Annotated in this window: 24 protein-coding genes; 10 read left to right on the top strand and 14 right to left on the bottom strand. The window is 70.5% G+C overall.

The window, feature by feature from the left end; translation table 11 throughout:
- Nucleotides 1–74 precede the first annotated feature (74 nt).
- Nucleotides 75–680, top strand: a complete 606-nt coding sequence (locus tag ACFY1L_RS06690; RefSeq protein ID WP_388819259.1) for a rhomboid family intramembrane serine protease — start codon at nucleotides 75–77, stop codon at nucleotides 678–680.
- Here ACFY1L_RS06690 and mqnP read toward each other — a convergent pair.
- Both mqnP and ACFY1L_RS06680 read right to left on the bottom strand, forming a co-directional pair.
- Nucleotides 670–1,572, bottom strand: coding sequence for a menaquinone biosynthesis prenyltransferase MqnP (gene mqnP, locus ACFY1L_RS06685; protein ID WP_388819256.1), 903 nt, complete (start codon nucleotides 1,570–1,572; stop codon nucleotides 670–672). The two genes, ACFY1L_RS06690 and mqnP, sit on opposite strands and share 11 nt — an antisense overlap.
- Nucleotides 1,569–3,026 carry a menaquinone biosynthesis decarboxylase gene (locus tag ACFY1L_RS06680; protein WP_388819253.1) on the bottom strand — a complete coding sequence of 486 codons (1,458 nt, stop codon included), beginning with the start codon at nucleotides 3,024–3,026 and terminating at the stop codon, nucleotides 1,569–1,571. Before ACFY1L_RS06680 ends, mqnP begins: the two co-directional genes overlap by 4 nt.
- A gap of 87 nt (nucleotides 3,027–3,113) precedes the next feature.
- Between ACFY1L_RS06680 and ACFY1L_RS06675 the strand changes: the two genes are divergently transcribed.
- On the top strand, nucleotides 3,114–3,506 hold the full coding sequence (locus ACFY1L_RS06675; RefSeq protein ID WP_388819250.1) for a PLD nuclease N-terminal domain-containing protein: 393 nt from the start codon (nucleotides 3,114–3,116) through the stop codon (nucleotides 3,504–3,506).
- Entirely contained in the window at nucleotides 3,506–4,411 is a 906-nt protein-coding gene (locus ACFY1L_RS06670) for a LysR family transcriptional regulator (RefSeq protein ID WP_388819247.1), read from the top strand. Before ACFY1L_RS06675 ends, ACFY1L_RS06670 begins: the two co-directional genes overlap by 1 nt.
- Here the strand turns inward: ACFY1L_RS06670 and ACFY1L_RS06665 are convergent.
- Nucleotides 4,359–5,300, bottom strand: a complete 942-nt coding sequence (locus tag ACFY1L_RS06665; protein WP_388819244.1) for a DMT family transporter — start codon at nucleotides 5,298–5,300, stop codon at nucleotides 4,359–4,361. The genes ACFY1L_RS06670 and ACFY1L_RS06665 overlap by 53 nt on opposite strands.
- 179 nt (nucleotides 5,301–5,479) lie before the next feature.
- On the opposite strand from ACFY1L_RS06665, the gene ACFY1L_RS06660 reads away from it, so the two are divergent.
- The gene (locus ACFY1L_RS06660) at nucleotides 5,480–6,868 is read left to right on the top strand and encodes a purine-cytosine permease family protein (protein WP_388819241.1); all 1,389 of its coding nucleotides are present in this window, start codon (nucleotides 5,480–5,482) and stop codon (nucleotides 6,866–6,868) included.
- A gap of 182 nt (nucleotides 6,869–7,050) precedes the next feature.
- Here ACFY1L_RS06660 and ACFY1L_RS06655 read toward each other — a convergent pair whose 3' ends face one another.
- Nucleotides 7,051–7,677, bottom strand: a complete 627-nt coding sequence (locus ACFY1L_RS06655; RefSeq protein ID WP_388819238.1) for a hypothetical protein — start codon at nucleotides 7,675–7,677, stop codon at nucleotides 7,051–7,053.
- A gap of 54 nt (nucleotides 7,678–7,731) precedes the next feature.
- Entirely contained in the window at nucleotides 7,732–8,073 is a 342-nt protein-coding gene (locus tag ACFY1L_RS06650; RefSeq protein WP_388819235.1) for an ArsR/SmtB family transcription factor, read from the bottom strand.
- Between the two features lie 108 nt (nucleotides 8,074–8,181).
- Between ACFY1L_RS06650 and ACFY1L_RS06645 the strand changes: the two genes are divergently transcribed.
- The gene (locus ACFY1L_RS06645; protein WP_388819232.1) at nucleotides 8,182–9,156 is read left to right on the top strand and encodes a zinc-binding alcohol dehydrogenase family protein; all 975 of its coding nucleotides are present in this window, start codon (nucleotides 8,182–8,184) and stop codon (nucleotides 9,154–9,156) included.
- A 45-nt stretch (nucleotides 9,157–9,201) separates the two neighbouring features.
- On the opposite strand, the gene ACFY1L_RS06640 is transcribed toward ACFY1L_RS06645, so the two are convergent.
- Genes ACFY1L_RS06640 through ACFY1L_RS06630 form a run of 3 tightly spaced genes read right to left on the bottom strand, consistent with a single transcriptional unit; the run spans nucleotide 9,202 to nucleotide 12,239 of the window.
- On the bottom strand, nucleotides 9,202–9,867 hold the full coding sequence (locus ACFY1L_RS06640) for a hypothetical protein (RefSeq protein ID WP_388819229.1): 666 nt from the start codon (nucleotides 9,865–9,867) through the stop codon (nucleotides 9,202–9,204).
- A complete protein-coding gene (locus ACFY1L_RS06635) occupies nucleotides 9,864–10,367 on the bottom strand; it encodes a sigma factor-like helix-turn-helix DNA-binding protein (RefSeq protein WP_388819226.1) in 504 nt (167 codons plus the stop codon). Before ACFY1L_RS06635 ends, ACFY1L_RS06640 begins: the two co-directional genes overlap by 4 nt.
- A gap of 48 nt (nucleotides 10,368–10,415) precedes the next feature.
- The gene (locus ACFY1L_RS06630) at nucleotides 10,416–12,239 is read right to left on the bottom strand and encodes a protein kinase (RefSeq protein ID WP_388819224.1); all 1,824 of its coding nucleotides are present in this window, start codon (nucleotides 12,237–12,239) and stop codon (nucleotides 10,416–10,418) included.
- Nucleotides 12,240–12,378: 139 nt separating this feature from the next.
- Between ACFY1L_RS06630 and ACFY1L_RS06625 the strand changes: the two genes are divergently transcribed.
- From ACFY1L_RS06625 to ACFY1L_RS06615, 3 genes are all read left to right on the top strand, one after another.
- Nucleotides 12,379–13,050 carry a hypothetical protein gene (locus ACFY1L_RS06625; protein ID WP_388819221.1) on the top strand — a complete coding sequence of 224 codons (672 nt, stop codon included), beginning with the start codon at nucleotides 12,379–12,381 and terminating at the stop codon, nucleotides 13,048–13,050.
- A gap of 62 nt (nucleotides 13,051–13,112) precedes the next feature.
- Nucleotides 13,113–13,463 (top strand): DUF6234 family protein, encoded by a 351-nt coding sequence (locus tag ACFY1L_RS06620; protein ID WP_388819218.1) that lies wholly within the window; start codon nucleotides 13,113–13,115, stop codon nucleotides 13,461–13,463.
- Nucleotides 13,464–13,570: 107 nt separating this feature from the next.
- Complete coding sequence (locus tag ACFY1L_RS06615; RefSeq protein WP_388819215.1) at nucleotides 13,571–14,503, top strand: transglutaminase-like domain-containing protein; 933 nt, start codon at nucleotides 13,571–13,573, stop codon at nucleotides 14,501–14,503.
- Here the strand turns inward: ACFY1L_RS06615 and ACFY1L_RS06610 are convergent.
- The gene (locus tag ACFY1L_RS06610; protein WP_388819212.1) at nucleotides 14,473–15,738 is read right to left on the bottom strand and encodes a PucR family transcriptional regulator; all 1,266 of its coding nucleotides are present in this window, start codon (nucleotides 15,736–15,738) and stop codon (nucleotides 14,473–14,475) included. The two genes, ACFY1L_RS06615 and ACFY1L_RS06610, sit on opposite strands and share 31 nt — an antisense overlap.
- Nucleotides 15,739–15,837: 99 nt before the next feature.
- Here ACFY1L_RS06610 and ACFY1L_RS06605 point away from each other — a divergent pair, with 99 nt between their 5' ends.
- Nucleotides 15,838–16,296, top strand: a complete 459-nt coding sequence (locus ACFY1L_RS06605) for a nucleoside deaminase (protein ID WP_388819209.1) — start codon at nucleotides 15,838–15,840, stop codon at nucleotides 16,294–16,296.
- Complete coding sequence (locus ACFY1L_RS06600; RefSeq protein ID WP_388819206.1) at nucleotides 16,289–17,263, top strand: isopenicillin N synthase family dioxygenase; 975 nt, start codon at nucleotides 16,289–16,291, stop codon at nucleotides 17,261–17,263. The genes ACFY1L_RS06605 and ACFY1L_RS06600 overlap by 8 nt, the downstream gene beginning before the upstream one ends.
- Here ACFY1L_RS06600 and ACFY1L_RS06595 read toward each other — a convergent pair.
- From ACFY1L_RS06595 to ACFY1L_RS06575, 5 genes are read right to left on the bottom strand one after another with little or no spacing between them, the layout of a single operon-like run.
- Nucleotides 17,250–17,642: an SRPBCC family protein gene (locus tag ACFY1L_RS06595; protein ID WP_388819203.1), complete on the bottom strand. Its 393-nt coding sequence runs from the start codon at nucleotides 17,640–17,642 to the stop codon at nucleotides 17,250–17,252. The two genes, ACFY1L_RS06600 and ACFY1L_RS06595, sit on opposite strands and share 14 nt — an antisense overlap.
- Before the next feature lie 42 nt (nucleotides 17,643–17,684).
- On the bottom strand, nucleotides 17,685–18,782 hold the full coding sequence (gene ccsB, locus ACFY1L_RS06590; RefSeq protein WP_388819201.1) for a c-type cytochrome biogenesis protein CcsB: 1,098 nt from the start codon (nucleotides 18,780–18,782) through the stop codon (nucleotides 17,685–17,687).
- Nucleotides 18,779–20,491, bottom strand: a complete 1,713-nt coding sequence (locus ACFY1L_RS06585) for a cytochrome c biogenesis protein ResB (RefSeq protein WP_388819198.1) — start codon at nucleotides 20,489–20,491, stop codon at nucleotides 18,779–18,781. Before ACFY1L_RS06585 ends, ccsB begins: the two co-directional genes overlap by 4 nt.
- Before the next feature lie 3 nt (nucleotides 20,492–20,494).
- Nucleotides 20,495–21,265 carry a cytochrome c biogenesis CcdA family protein gene (locus ACFY1L_RS06580; RefSeq protein WP_388819195.1) on the bottom strand — a complete coding sequence of 257 codons (771 nt, stop codon included), beginning with the start codon at nucleotides 21,263–21,265 and terminating at the stop codon, nucleotides 20,495–20,497.
- A 1-nt stretch (nucleotide 21,266) separates the two neighbouring features.
- Nucleotides 21,267–21,890: a TlpA family protein disulfide reductase gene (locus tag ACFY1L_RS06575; RefSeq protein ID WP_388819192.1), complete on the bottom strand. Its 624-nt coding sequence runs from the start codon at nucleotides 21,888–21,890 to the stop codon at nucleotides 21,267–21,269.
- Between the last annotated feature and the right edge of the window lie 10 nt (nucleotides 21,891–21,900).

Raw genomic sequence — 21,900 nt, 5'->3', positions numbered from 1 at the left:
GTCGCAGGGTGGGAACCGGTCGAGGGGGTCGGGCCGTTTCCTTGAGGGACGAGTGAACAGTCCGGGGGGTTGCCATGTCAGGTACTGGGCTCGAGTGGTCGCCGGGTGACCGGGCGAAGGCCGCGGCCAAGCTGATGGTGGGCTGGGTCGCGCTGCTGTGGCTGCTGGAAGTGGTCGACGTGGTCAGCGGCCACGCGCTGGACGGGCTGGGCATCACGCCGCGCGAGCCCTCCGAGCTCGTCGATGTCGTGCCCGCCGCGTTCATCCACTTCGGCTTCGCACATGTGGCCGCCAACAGCGTGCCGCTGCTGGTCATGGGCTTCCTCGCGGCGCTGGGCGGGATACGCCGGTTCGCCGCGCTGTGCCTGGCGATCATCGTGGCGGACGGACTGGGTGTGTGGCTCGTGGCCCCGGCGCACACCAACACCGCGGGCGCCTCCGGCCTGATCTTCGGCCTCTTCGGCTTCCTGCTGGTCAGCGGCTTCGTGGAGCGCCGTCCGCTGGGCGTCCTGGTCGGCCTGCTGGTCGGCGCGGTGTGGGGCGGCTCGATCCTGCTCGGCCTCGCGCCCACGCAGTCCGGGGTCAGCTGGCAGGCGCACCTGTTCGGCCTGATATCAGGCGTGGCGGCGGCGTTCTGGTTCCGCCGCCGGACGCCCACCGCCCCAGCGCTTATACGGTGAGCCCGCGCACCAGCAGATCGAGCAGTGCGCACACGAACAGGGCGATCCCGATGAACCCGTTGACGCTGAAGAACGCCCTGTTCAGGCGGGACAGGTCATGCGGCCGGACAATCGAGTGCTCGTACACGAACGCACCCGCGACGATCATCAGGCCCACCCAGAAGAACCCGCCCGCCTCGGTCGCCACCGCGTACCAGACCAGCAGTGCCATCGTCAGCGTGTGGCACACCCTCGCGCCCCAGATCGCCGCCGGGATGCCGAAGCGGGCCGGGACCGACATGACGCCGATCTCGCGGTCGGTCTCGACGTCCTGGCAGGCGTAGATCAGGTCGAAGCCGCCGATCCAGATGCCGACGGCCAGGCCGAGGATCACCGCGTCCCAGGACCACTCGCCGGTGATCGCGAGCCAGCCGCCGATCGGACCCATGGCCTGGGCGAGGCCGAGGATGGCCTGCGGGAAGTTCGTGAACCGCTTGCCGTACGGATAGACCACCATCGGGATCACGGCGATGGGGGCCAGCGCCAGACACAGCGGGTTGAGCAGCGCCGCCGAGCCCAGGAAGACCACGACCGCGACGAGGGCGCCGGTCCAGGCGTGCTTCACCGACATCGCACCGGTGACCAGCTCGCGGTGCGCCGTCCGCGGATTCCTGGCGTCGATCTCGCGGTCGATGATCCGGTTCACCGCCATCGCGAAGGTGCGCAGCCCCACCATGCAGATGGTCACCAGGAGCAGCCGCCCCCAGTGGATGTTCCGGTCCCACTGGAACATCGCGGCGAGCGCGGCGATGTAGGCGAAGGGCAGGGCGAAGACCGAGTGCTCGATCATCACCAGCCGGAGGAACGCCTTGGTGCGTCCTGGCTGCGGGATCGCGGCGGAGGCACTGCTCACAGGCCGTACTCCTTCCAGCGGCGGTCGACCTTCGCCGCCGTCTCGGGGTCGGACAGGACCATGTCGGGCCAGCCGCCGTCCCTGGTATAGCCCTCCTCGGGCCACTTCTTCGTCGCGTCGATCCCCGCCTTGCCGCCCCAGAACTGCTGGTAGGAGGCGTGGTCGAGATGGTCGACCGGGCCCTCGACGACGCTGAGGTCGCGGGCGTAGTCCGTGTTGCCGAGGGCTCGCCATGCGACCTCGTGCAGATCGTGGACGTCACAGTCGGAGTCGACGACCACGATCAGCTTCGTCAGGGACATCATGTGTGCCCCCCAGATCGCGTGCATCACCTTCTGGGCGTGCTTGGGGTACTTCTTGTCGATCGAGACGATCGCGCAGTTGTGGAAGCCGCCCGCCTCCGGCAGGTGGTAGTCCACGATGTCCGGGACGATGATCTTCAGGAGGGGGAGGAAGAAGCGCTCCGTCGCACGGCCCAGGGGTCCGTCCTCCGTCGGAGGCCGGCCTACGACGATCGACTGAAGCAGTGGCCGCTTCCGCATCGTCACGCAGTCGATCTTCAGGGCGGGGAAGGGCTCCTGCGGGGTGTAGAACCCGGTGTGGTCGCCGAAGGGTCCCTCGGGGAGCATCTCGCCGGGCTCCAGCCAGCCCTCGATCACCACTTCCGCCTGGGCCGGGACCTGCAGCGGGACCGTCCTGCAGTCGACCATCTCGATCCGCTTGCCCGCGATGAACCCGGCGAAGAGGTACTCGTCGATGTCGCCGGGGAGGGGGGCGGTGGAGGCGTACGTCACCGCCGGCGGGCAACCGAAGGCGATCGCGACCGGCAGCCGCTCCCCACGCCGGGCCGCGACCTGGTAGTGGTTCCGGCTGTCCTTGTGGATCTGCCAGTGCATGCCGATGGTGCGCTTGTCGTGGCGCTGAAGGCGGTAGAGGCCGAGGTTGCGGATCCCGGTCTCCGGGTCCTTGGTGTGCGTCAGCCCGAGGTTGAAGAAGGACCCGCCGTCCTGAGGCCAGGTGAACAGCGCGGGCAGGGCGTCGAGGTCGACGTCGTCGCCGGTGAGCACGACTTCCTGCACCGGCGCGCCCGCGGACTTCACCTTCTTCGGCGGTACGTGCGTCATCGCGCCGAGCTTCCCGAAGGCCTCGCGCACGCCGACGAAGCCGTGCGGCAGCTCGGGCCGCAGCAGGCCGCCGATCTTGTCGGAGATCTCGCCGTACGACTTGAGGCCGAGCGCCTTGAGCAGCCGCCGGTCGGTCCCGAAGACGTTCATCGCAAGGGGCATGGCGGAGCCCTTCACGTTCTCGAAGAGCAGCGCCGGACCGCCGGACTTCTGCACCCGGTCGACGATCTCCCCGACCTCCAGATACGGGTCGACCTCGGCCTTGATGCGCTTGAGGTCACCCTCGCGTTCCAGTGCCCTGAGCAGGGAGCGAAGATCGTCGTAAGCCATGCGTCCAAGTATCGGCCACCCGCTACCCTGACCCCGTCACCGGGGCCGTCCAGCGCCCCTCACCGCATTCTGGGGGATCGCACGACCATGCTCAGGTATCTGCCGTTCCTGCTGGTCCTGGCGCTGTGGATCTACGCCTTCATCGACTGCCTGAACACCCCCGAGGAGCAGGTGCGCGGGCTGCCCAAGGTGGTCTGGGTCATCATCATCCTGCTGTTCGGCGAGGTGCTGGTCGGCCCGGTCGCCTGGCTGGTCGCGGGCAAGCAGCGCACCGCCCCGGCCGGCGGCTCCACACCCTCGGAGTGGCACCGCAACCACCGTACGGAGTTCGTCGCGCCCGACGACAATCCCGAGTTCCTGAAGTCCTTGAAAGAGGAGAACAAGAAGGACGAGGCGCTGCTCAAGGACTGGGAGGCCGATCTGCGGCGCCGCGAGGAGGAGCTGCGGCGGCGGGAGCGCGGGGAAGAGACCGACAGCTGATGGAACTGCGGCTGCTCGTCACCTTCGAGAAGGTCGCGACCGTGCTCAGCTTCACGCAGGCCGCGGCCGAGCTGAAGTACGCGCAGTCCAGTGTGACCAGTCAGGTACGGGCGCTGGAGTCGTCGCTGGGTGTCGAGCTGTTCGACCGGCTCGGCAGCCGTATCCGGCTCACGGAGGCGGGTGAGCGGCTGCTCCCCTACGCCCGGCAGATCATCGAGCTCTCCGAGGAGGCGCGGGCCGCGGTCGTCGGTGCCGAGGAGCCGGCCGGTTCGCTGGTGGTCGGGACGATGGAGTCGCTGACCTCGTACCGCCTGCCGCCGCTGCTCGAACTCTTCCACCACCGCTACCCGAAGGTGCGACTCTCACTGCGCACGACCATCGGTGACGGGACCCGGGAAGCGCTGCGCCAGGGGACCTTCGACGTGGGCTTCCTGATGGAGCCCGAGACCGAGCACGCGGGGCTGGAGAGCAAGGTGCTCACCCCCGAACCGCTGGTTCTGGTGGCCGCGCCCGGGCACCCGCTGGCCGGCCGTGCGCCCGGGATGAAGACCGAGGACCTGGTGGAGGTCCAGCTGGTCGGCACGGAACCGGGCTGCCCCTACCGTGACCTCTTCGAGTCCGAGCTCGCCCACCTCACCGGACAGGCGCCGCCCTTCATGGAGTTCGGCACGATCGAGGCGACCAAGCGGGGCGTGGCGGGCGGCCTCGGTGTCGCGCTGCTGCCGCGGATGGCGGTGGGCGCCGAGCTGGCGTCCGGCGCGCTCGCGGAGCTGGCCTGGCAGCCGCCGTTCCAGCTGTACACACAGGTGGCGTGGCGGGCCGGGAAGCGGCTGCCACGCCATCTGACGCTGTTCATCGAGGCTGCGGTGCGGCTGGTGCAGGAGCAGACGGCTTCCGGGTCATGACCGTCCGGGGCGACTGCCCGGCCAGGGTCACCTTCAGGCTCGCCAGCACGATCAGCGGCACGCCCAGCGCCTGGACGAGGCCGATGTGGTGGCCGTACACCGCCCAGTCCATGACCATCGCGACCGCCGGGTAGACGAAGGCCAGGACGGCGATCTTCGACGTCGGGAGCTTGGCGTAGGCGGCGTACATGAGGACGTACATCACGCCGGTGTGGATGAAGCCGAGGCCGACCAGCCAGCCCCAGTCCGAGCCGGTGCCGGCCATCGCGCCGAAGTCGGCGAAGGGGAGCAGGAGCGGGATGCCGACCAGGACCTGGACCAGGGCGATGAGGTGCGGGCGGACGCCGGTGATGCGCTTGGTGACCAGGGTGGACAGGCCGTAGAGGAGAGCTGCGAGGAGGGCCTGGCCGACGCCCGTCAGGTAGGTGCCGCCGCTGGTGAAGTCGGCCGGGGTCACGCCCGAGACCAGGATCAGGCCCGCGAAGGCCAGGGCGATCCAGCCGACCTTGGCGGCCGTGAGGCGCTCGCGGAAGAGGAGGGCGCCGAGCAGGACCACGTAGAACGGCTGGGTGTGGTAGACGACGGTGGCGACCGAGATCGACGTGTTCTCGTACGACTGGAAGAGGAGGACCCAGTTGAAGACGATGAACACGCCGCCGAGGACGGCGAGTGAGAGGGTGCGCGGGGTGAAGCCGTGGTCGCGGAGCCAGCCGCGGGCGATGACATAGCCGCCCAGCGCCAGGGCGCCGAAGACGACCCGGAAGAAAACGACGTTGAACGGCGAGGCGCCCGACTCGACCACGAAAACCCCCAGGGTGCCGGACAGCACCATGGCGATGGTCAGCTGGGCGACGCCCCTGCTCTCTGCGGTCTTGCTCTGCGAGGTCATGTCCTGGACGCTACGAGCGGGCGGTGGTGCGGGTCCACGCGCCAGTGGGGCGTCCTGCCGATGCCCCCATCGGTCCCGGCGATGACCCCAGGTGCCTACAGGTTGTACGCCGACGAGGCTCCCGATGCGGACAATGCGCCCCTGTGCCCGGACCGGCCGGAACCGGACACTTACCTCGCATGACGACTGCACCCGCCGACTCCTCCGGCACCCTCGCCCCCGCATACGGTGACAAGGTCATCGCCGTCGAGACGGCGGGCTCCGAGCCCATCCCCGACGCCGAACGCCATGGCTCCCCGCTCCAGCTGCTGTGGACCTGGGCCTCTCCGAACATCGAGTTCGCGACCGTCTTCATCGGCGTGATCTCGGTCCTGTTCTTCGGGCTGAGCTTCTGGGAGGCGACCGCCGCCATCGTGCTCGGCACCGCGGTCGGCGCGATCACCCAGGGCTTCCTCTCCCTGGACGGCCCGCGCTTCGGCGTCCCGCAGATGGTGATCGGCCGGTTCTCCTTCGGCTACTTCGGCAACATCCTGCCGTCCGCGGCCAACGGCCTGATCGCGGGCGTGGGTTGGTTCGCGGTGAACAGCGTGAGCGCGGCCTTCGCCCTGAACACGCTGACGGGTCTACGGCCGCTGCCCTCTCTGTTGCTCGTCGTGGTCGCCGAGATCGTGATCGGCTTCATCGGCCACAACTTCGTGCACACCTTCGAGAAGTACGCCTTCCCGGCCCTCGCGGTGATCTTCCTGCTGGCGGGCGTGTGGACCTTCAAGGACGCGAACCTCGGCGGAGGCGGCACGGGCGGCGGCATCGGCGGGTTCCTGCTCGCGTTCAGCGCGGCCTGGGGTTACGCGGCCGGCTGGAACCCGTACGCGACGGACTACTCCCGCTACCTGCCGCGCACCGCGAACAAGCTCAAGACCGTCGTCTACCCGGCCGTCGGCCTGTTCGTGTCCGTCGCGATCGTGGCGGTCATCGGCGCGGCCTCGGCGACCATCGTGGCCCCGAAGAACGCCACCCCGACGGCGGCCTTCACCGGTCATCTCCCCGGTTGGCTGGGCGACTTGGTGCTCCTCGCCATCATCCTCGGCGCCATCTCCGCCAACGCCCTCAACATCTACTCGGGCGCGATCTCCATCGCATCCTTCGGCCTGAAGCTCCCCACCTATCTGAGCCGCAGCGTGCTGGTCGTGGTGTCCGGGATCGCCGGTACGGCGGCGGCGTGGGCCTCGCTCGACGACGCGGGGTCGGCGTACGAGGCGTTCCTGCTGGTGATCGCGTACTGGGTGGCCCCTTGGCTCGGCGTGGTCCTGGTGGAGCGGTGGCTCCAGGGTCGTACGGCCACGGACGAGGAGCTGTCGGCCCGCCTGGGCGACCGCACCTTCGCCAACTGGCCCGGCCTGGCGGCCCTGTTGATCGGTGTCGCGGTGTCCGTCCCGCTCTTCTCCAACCAGGAGGACTACGTCGGCTACGTACCGAAGCACTGGCCGTCGTTCGGCGACATCACGCCGCTGATCGGGTTCGTGGTGAGCGCGGGGCTGTACACGGTGCTGCGCAGGCGCCAGAAGTAGCGGGAGCCGTCCGGTTTTCGCCAACTGGCGCATAATTAAAAAGAGTTGAACTTGTGAATGTCGCGAGCCCGCCGGTCCGGTGACCTGTGCGGGCTCGCGGCCGTGCACCGTATGGGGACTTCGGCTGCCCGGGTGCCGGAGGCGGCGGAGGATCTGGAGCGGCTGCGGCGTCGGCGGAAGGATCAGCCGGCGTCGAGCAGTTCGGCCTGATCGGCGTACTCGACCCTGATGTACCTGCCGTTGTGCTCCCCGTAGGCCTTCTTGAGGATCGGTTCGGCCTTGCCGGGGTCGTCGACCCCGACGTGGACGAACCCGTGCTCGTCCACGCCGACTTCCCGCATCTGGAAGGTGCCGTCCCAGCGCTTCATGTCGTCGCCGATGCGGTCGGACAGCGCGGCGAGCGTCTTTCCGTTCACGTCGGTGTCGTGCAGCCGCACGGTCACGCCCTTGACGGCGGATCCGCAGACCTCGTCGTCGAGGGCGGCGGAGGGCATCCGCCAGACGTCGGCGGCCGAGTCGTCCTCGGCGACCGAGAGGCCCGTGTAGACGTCGGAGTACTTCTTCTGAGCCAGCTCGTCGATGTGTACGACGACACGCATCAGCGGGGTGCCGTCGTCCCGGTCGGGGAGGCTGTCGACGGGGCGGGTGCCGACGCAGGTACGGTCCGTGGGCGCCGACCTGACCCGGCCGGGATCCGCCCTCAGACCGCCGTCGGTGTGCCCGGTCTCCAGCGCCTGCACATACAGGCCCGTGGCCACCACCAGGGCGACGGTCGCTCCGGCCGACGCGACCCAGGTGCGATTGCGCATGTCCCCCTCCGTCCGTTGGCGTCAGCACTGTGACGCAGGAGGGGGCTCGGGCGTTCAGGCGGCCGGGTCGTCGCGCAGGACCAGGTCCAGCAGTCCCGGGAAGCGGGCCTCGAACTCCGCCCTCCGCAGCCGGTTGACCCGTTTGGGTCCCTCGTCCCGCTGCTCCACCAGTCCCGCGCCCCGCAGCACGGCGAAGTGATGGCTGAGGGCCGCCTTGCCGACCGGCACGTCGAAGCTGCCGCAGCTGCGCGACCACTCGGCGGACCCCGCCAGCTCCCTGACCAGACTGATCCGTACGGGATCGGCGAGCGCGGCCAGCGCCGTCTGGACGGAGACCTCGTCGGGGTGGGTGTGCTCGGGGGCGGCCCGATGAGAGGTGGTGGTGCGCTGCGCCACGCGGACTCCTTCGACGCCTGCAGAGTGTTGGCTTGCCGACTGTTCGATGAAAACCATACACTCGCGACTGTTCGCTTCCCATCGAACACTCAAGAGGGGTGTCGTGTCATGCGCGCGGTCGAGTTCCAGGAGTACGGCGGTCCCGAGGTACTGAAGGTCGTGGAGGCCGACGTGCCCGAACCGGGCCCCGGTCAGGTCAGCCTCGACGTGGCGTACACAGGGGTGAACTTCGCGGACCTCAAGGCGCGCGGCGAGGGCTACCGGGTGCCGAAGCTGCCGTTCGTGCCCGGGCTGGAGGCGTCCGGGCGGATCCGCGCGGTCGGCGAGGGCGTCACCGGCCTGTCCGTCGGCCAGGAGGTGACGGCGCTGACGGAGGGCGGCGCCTACGCGGACGTCGTGCTCGCGAACGCCGCGACCGTGTTCCCGGTCCCGGCCGGCGTCGGTCTGCGTACGGCGGCGACCCTGCCGACCGTGCTGCCGACGGCGTACGCCCTGGTGCACGCGGTGGGGCGGCTGCAGCCCGGGGAGACGGTGCTGGTGCAGGGCGCGGCGGGCGGCGTGGGCACCGTGGTCGGCCAGCTGGCGAAGGCGGCAGGCGCCGGTGCGGTGTACGGCGTGGTGTCGAGTGCGGCGAAGGCGGAGTACGCACGGGAGTACGGCTACGACGGAGTGTTCGTCGGCGAGTTCACCGAGGCGGTGCTCGAGGCGACCGGCGGCCGCGGCGTGGACCTCGCGCTCGATCCCGTCGGCGGCGAGACGTTCCGCGGCAGCCTGGCCGCGCTCGCGGTCTTCGGCCGCCTGGTCTCCTTCGGCAACGCGAGCTCGGCGCCGGCGTGGACCGTGGGGCAGCCGGAGCTGTACCCGTCGGGGGTGTCGGTCGGCGGCTTCTCGATCCTGACCCTGGCGAAGACGGCGCCGGGCGAACTGCGCTCCCTCGCCGAACGCGCCTTCGCGAAGGCCGTGGACGGCACCGTGTCCCTGCCGGTCACCGCCGAGTTCGGACTGGAGGAGGCGGCGGAGGCGCACCGGCTGATGGGGACGCGGACGAGCACGGGCAAGCTGCTGCTGCGGGTGAACAGCTAGCCGGCCGGGGCCCGTCCGCGCCCCCTCCCCCTCCTCCTCGGCTCGTCAGCCGAAGTCGGGCAACTCGGTGCTGCAGATGAGCTGTTGGTCCGTGGGAACCAGCCGCTCCACGGAGCCGGGACGGCCGCCGGTGACCGACAGCTGGTTCTGCGTCAGATAGCCGATGAACAGCTCCGTGTCGGCCGGCATCGCGTCCGGGAGGAAGTCGAAGGTGACCTTGTCGTCCGCGACGCGGTGCCCCTTCATGACCTGGTCCACACCGGCGCCTTGCCCGTGCTCGTCCAGCTTCTGGTCGTCGCTGGGCCCCTTGCAGAACTCGCCGACCTTCATCAGCACGGGGAACCCGGCCTCCCGCAGGGCCTTCGCCAGCCCCGCGTGGTCGTCGAAGTAGGCCCGCTTGTCCCAACTCACCCGCAGCGCCCCGCTCTTGAGACTGTCGATCGTGTAGGCGGCGGTACGGACGTGGACGGTACCCGTGCCGGTCGCGAGCTCGTCGGAGGCCGGCGGCGCCGTCGAAGGGTGGCCGTACGTCGGCACGCCCAGGGCGAGTCCGGCCGCGACGGCGGTGGCACCGGCGGTGAGGGCGATGCGCCGCCTGCGCCGCCGGGCACGTCCGTCGGCGACGATCTGTTCGAGGGGCGTGTCGAGGGTGACGTCGGCGAGCGATGCCCGCAGCAGATCCAGTACGGCGGTGTCGTGTTCGGCGGTCATGTTCCGGCCTCCGGGGTGTCCTTGGCTTCGGCGATGACGAGATGGCCGCGCAGGGTCGCGACGGCCCGTGCGAGGTGGGCGGTGACCGTGCCCGGTGCGATGCCCAGGGCCTTCGCCGTGGCCTCGGTGTCGAGGTCGAGGAAGACCCGGAAGGCGATCACCTCCCGCTGGCGGCGCGGCAGTTGACGCAGCAGTGCGAGCAGCGCCGGGTCCAGGCCGGGGTCGGTGACCGGCGGTACGACGACGTCGTGCCCGTCGGCCAGGGCGACCTCGCGTCGGCGCCGGCGCCACCACGAGATGCGGGTGTTGAGCGCCGTACGCACGACCCAGGCCCGGGGCGCGGGATGCCGGGCGACCTTCGGCCAGGCGACCCACGCCCGGGTGAACGCCTCGGCGACCAGATCCTCGGCCAGCTGCCGCTCGCCGACGCCGGCGAGCACGGCCCTCAGGCACATGTCCCGGCTGCTGCGGTAGAACTCCGCGAACTCCAGCTCCTTCACACCCCCTATACGCCGAGGGGCGGGGATCCGCTTACCTGTCCGCCCGCTCTACACCCTCGTCCAGCGCTGCGACGTCGTCCCGGACACACAGGTCGAGGTGACCGGCCAGCCGGAGGACTCGTCGAGGCACCGGCTGTTGTACATGTTCTGCAGGGTGCTGCCGGAGCCCGTGCGCCAGGTCTGCTGGGTGCTCTGGTCGCAGTCGGCCGCCACGACGTTGTAGGCGCTCACGCTCAGACACTGGCCGGTGTGCTCGTTGACCACATGGAACGTGCTGCCCGACGCGCTCTTGTAGGCCCATGAGGACGCCGGGCCGTCCGAACACGCCCCGAGGAGCGGACCACCGTAGTCGGCCATGACCAGGCACTGGCCGTCGGAGGCGTTCTTGATCCCGTAGTAGCCGGTGGATGCGGGGGCTGTGGTCGAGGAGCCGCCGGACGTGCCGCGGGAACCGCCCGAACCGCCGGATCCGGAGCCGGAGTTGGAGTCGCTGCTGTCGCTGCCGCCCGAGTCGCCCCGCTCGCCCGTTCCCGTGCTGCCCGTGCCACCGGCCTCGGATCCCCCCGCCCCCTTGCCCTTGCTCTCCTTGGCCGTCGGGGACTTGTGCGGGGACGCCGACTTCGACGGGCTGCCCGACGCGGACGGCGTGCCGTCGGTGGACGCCGTGACGGAGACGGACGGCGTGGCCCGTGCCTCGTTGTCGGGTGAGGACGTGTACGGCAGGTACTGGATGGCGAGGGTCGCACCCGTCACCACGACCACCACGGGGACGACGCCGAACAGAATGCGGGTGCGACGCCGTCCGCGCGGCTCCGGTCGGGCCTCGGGCTTGCGTTCAGGCTGCGGTTCGGGCCCGGGAGCCGGTTCCGCCCCGGCCGCGGGAAGGGTGGGTGCGGGCTCGGGCACCTCGTCGATCCGGGCCTCGTCAGCGGCGAACGCGGCCCGCTCGGCAAGCAGTTCGGTGACCGCCTCCGGCCACGGCCGGTCGGCGAACGGCCCGTGCTCCGCGGCCTGTTCGAGGAGTTCCGCGGCGGTCGGCCGGCCCTCGGGGTCCTTGTCGAGACAGGCGGCGACGACCTGAGCGAGCCGCGGATCGAGGTCTCGTACGGGCTGCAGGTCGGGCTCTTCGTGGACGATGCGGTACAGCACGCCGTGCCCGGACTCGTCGCCGAAGGGCGGCCGGCCGGACGCCGCGTACGCCAGCACCGACCCGAGCGCGAACACGTCCACGGCACCGCTCAACTGCCCAGTCCCCGAGGCCTGTTCGGGAGACATGTAGGCGGGCGTACCCACGACCATGCCGGTCCGGGTGAGCTGGCTCTGGTCGGCGGCGCGGGCGACACCGAAGTCGATGAGGGTGAAGCCGTCGAGGGTCAGCATGACGTTGGACGGCTTGAGGTCCCGGTGGACCATGTCCAGCGCATGCACGTCCGCAAGCCCGGAGGCCGCCTCCCGGAGCAGCAGCCACAGCGCGTCGACCGGCAGGGGGCCCTCGTTCAGCTCGACGGCCTCGCGCAGGGTGAGCCCGGGAACGTAGGCGGTGGCCAGCCACGGCGGCCGTGCCGTGCGGTCACTGGCGAGCAGCGGTGCGGTGGCCCCTGCGGGCAGCCGGGAGAGGTTGTCCAGCTCGTGCCCGAAGCGGCGCAGGAAGTCCTTGTCCTCGCCGACCACGGAGGGCAGCAGTTGCTTGACGGCGACGTACCGCCGCTCGTGCACCCCGAGGTAGACGCGCCCCATACCGCCGGCCCCGAGCCGTCCGACCAGCGGAATCCCACCGATCGACCGCGGATCCCCGTCCTCCAGCGGCTCGGCGCCGCTGCCCCGCAGGTCCAGCCCGTCCCGGTTGCCCCCGGTGCCCCCGTTGATCGTCACTCCCGAAAGGTTAGCGGCGGAAGGAATTTTTGGATAGCACCTCTATCCAAGCACCAGGCCCTCGTCCACGTGCGCCCTGATCGTCAACCACCCGGCATGACCGTACAGTTGACGGTCCATCGGGGACGAGAGGGACGTCATGCTGAGGTTTCTCCGCTGGTTCCGAAGCCAGGACACCGGGGTGAGGGCGGCACTGATCGGGCTCGTCGGCACGCTGACGGCGGCCCTGATCACGGCGACGGTGACGTTGGTAGTCGCGCTGAACCGCCCGCCGGGCGGAAGCACCGCCGCGGGCCCGTCCCCGGCGTACTCCGACACGCCGTCCACCCCGGACACCGCGGTCCCCGCCCCCACGACGACCACGCCGCACACGGACCCGCCCGAGCCGTCGCCCACTCCCCCGCCGACGCCCACCCCCACCCCGTCCCGGACCCCCACCCCTTCCGTCTCCGTGGAGAGCCGAACACGCTGGCAGGGGACCCTGGTGCTGGACGGCACCGCCGGGGTGCGGGGCTGGTTCCTGGACGACGTCCCGCCCGGCCGCGCGCCCGTGGGCGACCTGGCCGTCAAGGGCCCCGCCGAGCTCTACGGCGCCTACGCCCTCGCCCGCTGGGACAACTCCGGCCCGCCCACCCGAGCGCAGTGCGCCGCACTGCTCAACACCGCCCTCGGGCAGCAGACACTGGACGTGCAGAAGGGCGACCGGGCCTGCGTCGGCACGGAGAACATGCGGGTCGCCTACGTCGAGGTGACCGGCGTCCCGGACGCCGACCACATCGACCTCGCGGTGACGGTGTGGCAGCGCGCGTAACCGTGTCCGGCTGAGTAGGTGTACTCATGCGCACCCGGCGACCTGCCGGGCAGGGTGGGCCCATGTCCCACGCGCCCTCCGCACCCGCCTCCCCGCGCAGCCGGCCCTGGTCGAGCCGGACGTCCCGCGGCTCGGACATCGCCGCCGGCATCGGGCTGTTCATCGGCGAGACCGTGCTGTTCCTGTGGTTGGCGTTCGGCTACGGCATGGAGGTGTGGGCCGCGCAGGGCGAGCAGACGCGGATCGATGCGGCGCAGCGTGCGGAGCTCGCCATGACGCAGCACTTCCTCCTCGCCGTACTTGCGCTCGCCGGGCTCGCGTTGCTGTCCCGCGCCCGGTGGACGGCGACTCTGCAGCTCCTCGCCGCGGCGATCCTGGCCGTCCTGCTCGCCGACTCACAGCACGCCCACTGAGCGGCACTGCTCGGCACCTGGACAAATCCCGGCGAATTTTGACACGGTTGGGGCCGCCGACCCGTATTCGAACGTGCGGTCGATGAAGCCTGCCCGGGAGGCCCGCCGTGTCCCTCGACTTCCACGCCTCGCAGAGCGTGTTCTCCGACCCCGGCGAACTCGCCTTTCTCTACACCGACTTACCGCGCGATCCGGCCCGACTCGCCCGTATCGTCCGCGACTTGCTGATCCACCGAGTGGAGGGCGAGCTCTTCGGGCACACCCACCCCACCGACCGCCTCCACCACGACGCCGAGACCCGCTACATCGACGACATCCTGCGGATCCTCGTCGAGCGGAACGACGCCCCGCTCTCCCGACGGCGCGAAGTCGGCGACCGCTTCGTCGGCACCTGCCGGGACTTCGCGCTCCTGCACTGCTCGTTCCTGCGCCACTTCGGCATCCCGGCCCGCATCCGCTCCGGCTTCGCCGACTACTTCGCCTCGAACGGCTTCCACCACGACCACGTCGTCACCGAGTACTGGGACGAGGAGCGCGGCTGGCTGTTCGCGGACGCCCAGCTCGCCGACCCGCGCATCACCGCCAATTGGAACGCGGACTTCGACCCGATGGACGTACCCCGCGACCGTTTCCTCGTCGCGGGCCGGGCCTGGCGGGACATCCGGGACGGCGGGGCGGACCCCACGACGTTCGGGCTGCACCCGCCTCAGGAAGGGCCGTTCTGGGGCGAGCGGTTCGTGGCCGGCAACATCCGGCTCGACCTCGCGGCGCTGAACAAGGTGGAGACGCTGCTGTGGGACGTATGGGGCGAGGACGAGGGCAAGCCCGGGGAGCCGCTGCCGGAGCCGTCGCGTGCCTTCTACGACCGCGTCGCCCCCGTGACCTGCGGTGAGGTGTCCGTCGAAGCCGCGCGGAAGCTGTTCGCCGAGGACGACGTCCTGCGCACTCCGCAGACGGTGACGTGCTACGCCCCCTTCAACGGCCCCAGCCGGGTCACCCTCCGCCCGGCTCAGGCGACGGTCCGCAGCCCCCGTACCTGAGCCGTGCCCATCCCCCGCACCACCCGGTGCGCACAGGCCGCCGCCAGCAGCTCCCCCAGCAGGTCGGGGTCGTCGATCTCCAGGCCGAGCAGCGACTCGATGCGCTCCAGCCGCTGGTAGAGCGACTGCCGGCCGATGTGCAGCAGGGCCGCGGTGCGGGTCGGGGAGCAGCCGTGGCGCAGATGGACCTCGAGGGTGCGGACGAGATCGCTGGGGTGGGCCGCCTCCCAGGCCAGCAGCGGGCCCAGGGTGTGCTGCACCAGCCGGGCGAGGCGGTCGCGGTTGGTGTCGACGCCGCCGCGGGTCAGCTCCCGTTCCAGGGCGAGCGCGCGGGCGGAGGTCACCAACGGGCCGTCGGGGACGGACGGTTCGGCCGCCGGCACGGTCAGCGCCAGCTCCAGCGTCGTACGGGCCGCCCGCAACGTGTCGCTCCACCGCAGCCACCCGCTCCCGGCGTCCACGGCATGCCCGACGGCGACGGTGAGCCCGGGGTCGGCGGCGGCACGGAAGGCTTCCTGGACGGCGCGTATCGGGTCACCCGCGCCGGAACCCCTGCCGGGCAGGGTGATCAGTGCCAGCACATCCCCCGGGAACGCGGCCCGCAGCACCCCCGCCCCGCCCAGCAGCCGTACGGCCCGGTCGACGGCACCCGTCTCGCGCGTCCCGTGCACCGACACCCCGATCAGCCGCGCCCCCGGCCCGGGATGGAACCCGGCGAGGGCCGAGCGCGCCTCGACCTCGGGCTGGTTCAGCGCCGCCCGGTCGGCCAGGTCCGCCAGCAGCGCGGCCGTGTGGTCGTCGCCCCACGGCCGTACGACCGACCGCCCGGACAGCCCCCGCGCCACGATCGCGCGGTTGGCCGCCTCGGTGATCCGTACGAAGGGCACGACCCGGTGCATGGCCAGCAGCGGCAGCCCCAGCCGGCGGGCCTCGTCGACGACCTCGGCGGGCATGTGCGGCAGGGACCGCCCCACCTCGACCGCCAGGCCGGCGGCACCCCGCGCGGCCAGTTCGCGCACGTACCGGCGCCGGGTCTCCTCGTCGGCGTCGGTCAGGCCGAACCCGTTGGTGAGCAGCAGTTCCCCGCCGTCCAGGAAGTTGGCGCCCTCGTACACCTCGCTGGAGTGCACCCAGCGCACCGGACGGTCCAGGGCGCCCTCGCCGGCGAGCAGCACGGGCTCGGAGGCCCGTACGGGATCGAGGTCCAGGACCTCGCGGAGGGTGAGTGCGGCCACGGGCACCTCCAGGGCGTGGACAGTTCGTCCGGCGGCGGGATGCCCGGAGAGTACTTTCCGCACGTTGCCCTCGTGTTTCGGCCACAGGAGAGTGAAGACATGGACCCCATGGATCAGGCGACGGCACACACCTGGCTCGCCACCGCCGTCGAGGAGGCCCGCGCCGGGCTCGCGGAGGGCGGCATCCCGATCGGCGCCGCGCTCTACGGCGCCGACGGCACCCTCCTCGGCCGCGGCCACAACCGGCGCGTCCAGGACGACGACCCCTCGATGCACGCGGAGACGGCCGCGTTCCGCGCGGCGGGACGGCAGCGCTCGTATCGCGGCACGACCATGGTCACCACCCTCTCGCCCTGCTGGTACTGCTCCGGCCTGGTCCGCCAGTTCGGCATCTCCCGGGTCGTGGTCGGCGAGGCGGCGACCTTCCACGGCGGCCACGACTGGCTGGCCGAGCACGGCGTGCAGATCGTGCTGCTGGACGACCCCGAGTGCATCGGGCTGATGCGCGACTTCATCAAGAACAATCCGGCCCTGTGGAATGAGGACATCGGTGAGTGACCCGCGTAACCCCCGTATCCCGACCATCGATCTGCGGCCCTGGGCGGAGGGCGACGAGCAGGCCCGCGCCGCCATCGCCCGTACCGTCGACGAGGCCCTGCAGACCGCCGGATTCCTGCTGGTCACCGGCCACGGTGTGGATCCGGGGCTGCGTTCCGCGATCCGTGAGGCCGCGCGGACCTTCTTCCGGCTTCCCGTCGACGTCAAGCAGCCGTACGAGGCGAAGGTCGGCGGCCGCGGCTGGCTCGGGCCGGGCGCGGAGGCCAACGGCTACTCGGAGGGGACCGAGACCCCGCCGGACCTGAAGGAGTCGCTGACCTTCGCGACGCACGACCCCTTCGAGGACCCGGTGATCAACGCGGAGTGGTACGCCCCCAACGTGTGGCCGGCCGAGGTGCCGGAGCTGGAGACGCTGTGCGAGGAGTACCTGGAGCGAATGGGCGAGCTGGAGAAGCAGCTGCTCTCCCTGCTCGGCGATGCCCTCGGGCTCGAACCGGACTTCTTCTCCCGGCACATGGACCACCCGACGTACGGCTTCAACATCAACTGGTACCCGGGCACCGAGGTCATCGGGGAGCCGCAGCCGGGCCAGTTCCGCATCGGCCCGCACACCGACTTCGGGACGGTGACGATCCTCGACCGGCAGGCGGGCAAGGGCGGACTGCAGGTCTACACGGACGAGGGCGGCTGGGAGGACGCGCCCTTCGACCCGGACGCGTTCACGATCAACATCGGTGATCTGATGGCCCGTTGGACCGGCGACCGCTGGCGCTCGGGCCGCCACCGGGTGCTCCCGCCCCCGGCCGACGCGCCCGCCGAGGAGCTGATGTCGCTCGTCTACTTCGGCGAGTGCACCCCGGGCACGCTGGTGGAGTCCGTGCCGGCGCCGGTGGGGCGGGTGGCGTACGAGCCCGTCGATTCGCACGTGTACCTGCGGGCGAAGCTGGACTCGATCACCGTCGACTGATCAGCCGCTCGAAGCGGGACCGCCAGTGCGGCTCGGACTCCTCCTCGCCCCGGAACTCACGGGTGAAGCGGAGCGTCGTACCGCCCTCCCCGTCCCGCTCGAGGTGGAACCTGACGCGGCCGCCGTCGTCCAGCGTGTACTCGGCGACCCGGTCCACGTCCCAGGCGGTGACCCGGCCGCTGCCCAGGTCACGCAGGGTGACCGCGCCGCCGAGCCGGGGTTCGAGGACATCGGCGGCGGTGAGCCACTCCGCGAGCCCCTCCGGCGTGGCGACCGCCTCCCAGACCTGCTCCATGGGTCGGGGGATCCGCACCAGGAAGTGCAGGATGTGCGTGCTCCCGTGGGTCCGGCCGGCGCCCTGTTCTATCGAACCGGTCATGACACCAGCCTGACCCGCGGGAGGCGGTTGTGCACGTGGCGGCTACACGCCCGCGTACGAGTGCTTGCCGCTGACGAAGATGTTGACGCCGTAGTAGTTGAACAGCCAGCAGCCGAAGGCGAGGAGGGCCAGGTAGGCGGCCTTGCGGCCCTTCCAGCCGGCCGTGGCGCGGGCGTGCAGGTAGCAGGCGTACGCGACCCACGTGATGAACGCCCAGGTCTCCTTCGGGTCCCAGCCCCAGTAGCGGCCCCAGGCCGACTCGGCCCAGATCGCGCCCGCGATGATCGTGAACGTCCACAGCGGGAAGACGGCCGCGTTGACCCGGTAGGAGAACTTGTCGAGGGTCGACGAGGAGGGCAGCCGCTCCAGGAACGAGGTGGCGAACTGGCCCGGCTTGCCGCCGCTCGCCAGCTTGCTCTCGTACGAGTCCTTGAACAGGTACAGGATCGTGCCGACGGCGCCCACGTAGAAGACCGCACCGCACAGGATGGCGGTCGAGACGTGGATGTACAGCCAGTACGAGTGGAGGGCGGGAACCAACTGGTCACTGGCGGTGTACAAGACAGTGACGGCGATGCCGAGATCGAGGAGGACCGTCGTGATCAGGAACAGGCCGAGCCAGCGGACGTTCTTCTTCAGCGCGAGCAGCGTGAGGTACACACCGACGGCGACGGTGGAGAAGGTGATGTTGAACTCGTACATGTTGCCCCACGGCGCCCGCTCCACCGAGGCCGCGCGGGCGAGCACCCCGCCGAGCTCGACGAGAAAGGCGACGACGGTGAGGGACACGGCGATACGGCCGTAGAGATCGCCCTTCTCGTCCCCGCCGTGCGCCCCGGGCCCGTCGGGCACGTCACGCGCACCGGCCGCGGCCCGCACCACGACCTTCGGCCGCTCGAGCACGGCGGTGGCGCCGGCCTTTTTCACGGTGACGGCGGGGGCCTTCTTGCCCTCCCCGGTGCCGGTGAGCGCGGCGGCGGTGCGGCCGATCCTGCTGCGACTGCCGAAGATCCATTCGGCGATGTACGCGAAGAAGGCCAGGGTGTAGACGGCCATCGCGGAGTAGATCAGCGTGTTGCTGATGTTCGCGAGGTGTTCGTTGGTCGCGGTGGCCAACTCGGTTCCGGCGGCGAGAGTCACTTCTCAGCCCCTTCGGCAGGTACGACTTGGGGGTCGGGGGTGGTGTTGTCGTCTTCGTCGGGGTCGGGCGCGCCCGGCGCCCGGTCGTAGAGGATTCCGGCGAGGTCGCCGAGTTCCTCGGGCACCTTGGCGGACTCGCTGCGGCCGAGTCCGGCCATCTCGACGACGGTGACGCCGTCGGGGCCGGCCACCGCGCGCGCCCAGACGCGGCGGCGCTGGATGAACAGGGAGCCGGCGAGGCCGAAGATGGCGGTGAGAGAGCCGGCGAGCGCCCAGTCGGTGCCGGGCTGCTGGACGACCTGGAAGTTCGCCCACTGCTTGGTGGTCTCGTAGGTGATGGTGCCCGCGCCGTTCGGGAGCTTCATGGTCTGGCCGGGCTTGAGGTTGTCCCTGAGCTGGGCGCCCTTGGAGTCCTTGAACTCCTTCATGTGCGACTTGTCCAGCTGGTACACGCTCTGCGGGATACCGGAGTTGACACCGAGGTCGCCGTGGTACGGCGTCAGGTTCAGCACCGGGTTGAGCAGCGCCGGGAAGGTGGAGGCCGTCTCGCTGCCCTTGGTGTAGGTCGGCAGGAGGAACGCCGAGATGCCGATCTGCTCGCCGACACCCTTGGCGTTCTTGTAGCCGTCGAGGACCTTGACCACGCCGGTGGAGGTGACGTTGGAGTCGAGCGGGAGGAGGGGTACGGCATCGCGGTAGACGACATTGCCCCTGCCGTCTCGGACGGTGATGACGGGGGCGTAGCCGTGGGCGGTGAGGTAGACCTTCGAGTCGCCGATCTCCAGCGGCTCGTTGACCTTGACGAGGGTCTTGCGGCCCTTGCCGTAGGCGCCCTGGCTGTAGGTGAGGCCCGCCTGGTAGGTGCGCGGGGTGCCCTTGTTGGGGCCGCTCATCTCGTAGGTGCCGGTGAACTTGTTCAGGTGGAAGCTGAACGGCACCAGGTCGTCGCTGCTGAAGAGGTTGCCGGACTTGAAGTCGTCGTACTGGCTGAGGGTGTTGGAGAAGCCGTCCCCCTCGACGATCAGCTTGTTGCCCTCGGACTTGAAGAGCTGGCCCCAGGCGAAGGCGATCAGCATCACGATCAGGGCGATGTGGAAGGCGAGGTTGCCGACCTCACGCAGATAGCCCTTCTCGGCGGCGACGGCGTCACCGGCGAGGTGGGCGCGGAAGCGGCGCTTCTTGAGGAGGGCGAGCGCGGCCTCGCGGACCTGCTCGGGCTCGGTCTCGGTGCGCCAGGTCGTGTAGGCGGGCAGCCGGTTCAGCCGCTTGGGGGCGCCCGGCGGGCGGCCGCGCAGCTGACCGATGAACTGCCAGGTGCGCGGGATGATGCAGCCGATGAGGGAGACGAACAGCAGGATGTAGATCGCGGAGAACCACACCGAGCTGTAGACGTGGAAGAGGCCCAGCTTGTCGTAGACCGGCGCGAGGAAGGTGTGGGCCTTGCGGAAGTCGGCGACCTTCGTCTCGTCGATGCCGGACTGCGGGATCAGCGAGCCGGGGATCGCACCGAGCGAAAGCAGCAGGAGCAGCAGCAGCGCGACCCGCATGGAGGTGAGCTGCCGCCAGAACCAGCGGGCCCAGCCGATGACGCCCAGCGAGGGCAGGTTCGGCAGGTCCTCCTTGGGCGCCGTGGAGAGCTGGGAGCCGGCGGCTCCGAGGTCCTCGTCGGCCCGCTCGGGGGGCGTGTCGGTGCTGGTGGTCTTGCTCATCGATCAGATCCCCACAGTGAAGCCGGCGGACCAGGACTGCATGTCCTGCACGATGCGGTCCCACGCACCGGTCAGCAGCAGCAGACCGGTCACGATCATCATCGTGCCGCCGATCCGCATCACCCAGACGTAGTGGCGCTTGACCCAGCCGAAGGCGCCGAGCGCCTTGCGGAAGGCGACCGCGGCGAGCACGAAGGGTACGCCGAGGCCGAGGCAGTAGGCGACGGTCAGTATGGCCCCGCGGCCCGCGCTCGACTGCTGGGCGGACAGGGTCAGTACGGAGCCGAGGGTCGGGCCGATGCACGGGGTCCAGCCGATGCCGAACAGCGCGCCGAGAAACGGGGCGCCGACCAGTCCGGTGGCGGGCTTCCGGTGGAAGCGGAACTCGCGCTGGGTCATCCAGGGCATCAGACCCATGAAGAAGACGCCCATGAGGATCATGAGCACGCCCAGCGCCTTGGACAGGATGCTCTTGTTGTCCTGGAGCGTGTCGCCGAAGAAGCCGAACAGGGCCCCGCTGGAGACGAACACGGCGGTGAAGCCGAGCACGAAGAGGGAGGCGCCCGCGACCATCCGCCCGCGCTTGGCCTCGGCGAGGTCGGTGCCGGCGACCCCGGTGACGTAGGACAGATAGCCGGGGACGAGCGGCAGGACGCAGGGCGAGAAGAAGGAGACGAGTCCGCCGAGCAGCGCGATGGGCAGGGCGAGCAGCAGGGCGCCGTTGAGCACCGTGTCGTTGTAGCCCGTCGCGGCGAGCGTGGTGACTGAGGTCACGTCACTTCTCCGCGAGGACCGGAGAGATCATCTTGCGCAGCTTGTCCTCGCTGAGCGCGGCCAGCGAGCGGGCGGCGATCCTGCCCTCCTGGTCGAGGACGAGCGTGGAGGGAACCGCCTGCGGGTTGAGCGTGCCCTTCTTGAAGCGGAGCATCAGCTTGCCCGTGGGGTCGTACAGGCTGGGGAAGGTGACGCCGTACGACTTCTCGAAGGCGACCGCGTTCTGGGTGCTGGTGTCGCGGGTGTTGATGCCGACGAACTGCACGCCCTTGGACTTGAGGTCCGAGTAGACCTTCTCCAGGTTGGGCGCCTCGGCGCGGCAGGGCGCGCACCAGGAACCCCAAACGTTCAGGACGACGACCTTGCCCTTGTAGTCGGCGACGTCGAGCTGCTTGCCGTCGACGGTCCTGCCGGAAAGGTCGGGCGCCTGGGCCCGCTCCCCCTTCTTGGCGGTGGAGATGCCGTCCTTGCCCATGACGAAGTTGGTGTCACCGCCTCCGCCGGAGGTCCCTCCGGACGAGCAGGCGGACATCAGCAGCGCGGCGACCGCGGCACCGGCGGTGGTCAGGGCGGCACGTCGACGTGCGCGGTTCGAGCGCAGGGGGGCGCGGCTGGCGGCACTCATGTGAAAAGTT

This window comes from Streptomyces sp. NPDC001663, assembly GCF_042893105.1.
GTDB lineage: Bacteria > Actinomycetota > Actinomycetes > Streptomycetales > Streptomycetaceae > Streptomyces.
The sequence above is the reverse complement of the archived record's forward strand: the minus strand, read 5'-3'. Positions and strand labels throughout refer to the sequence as shown.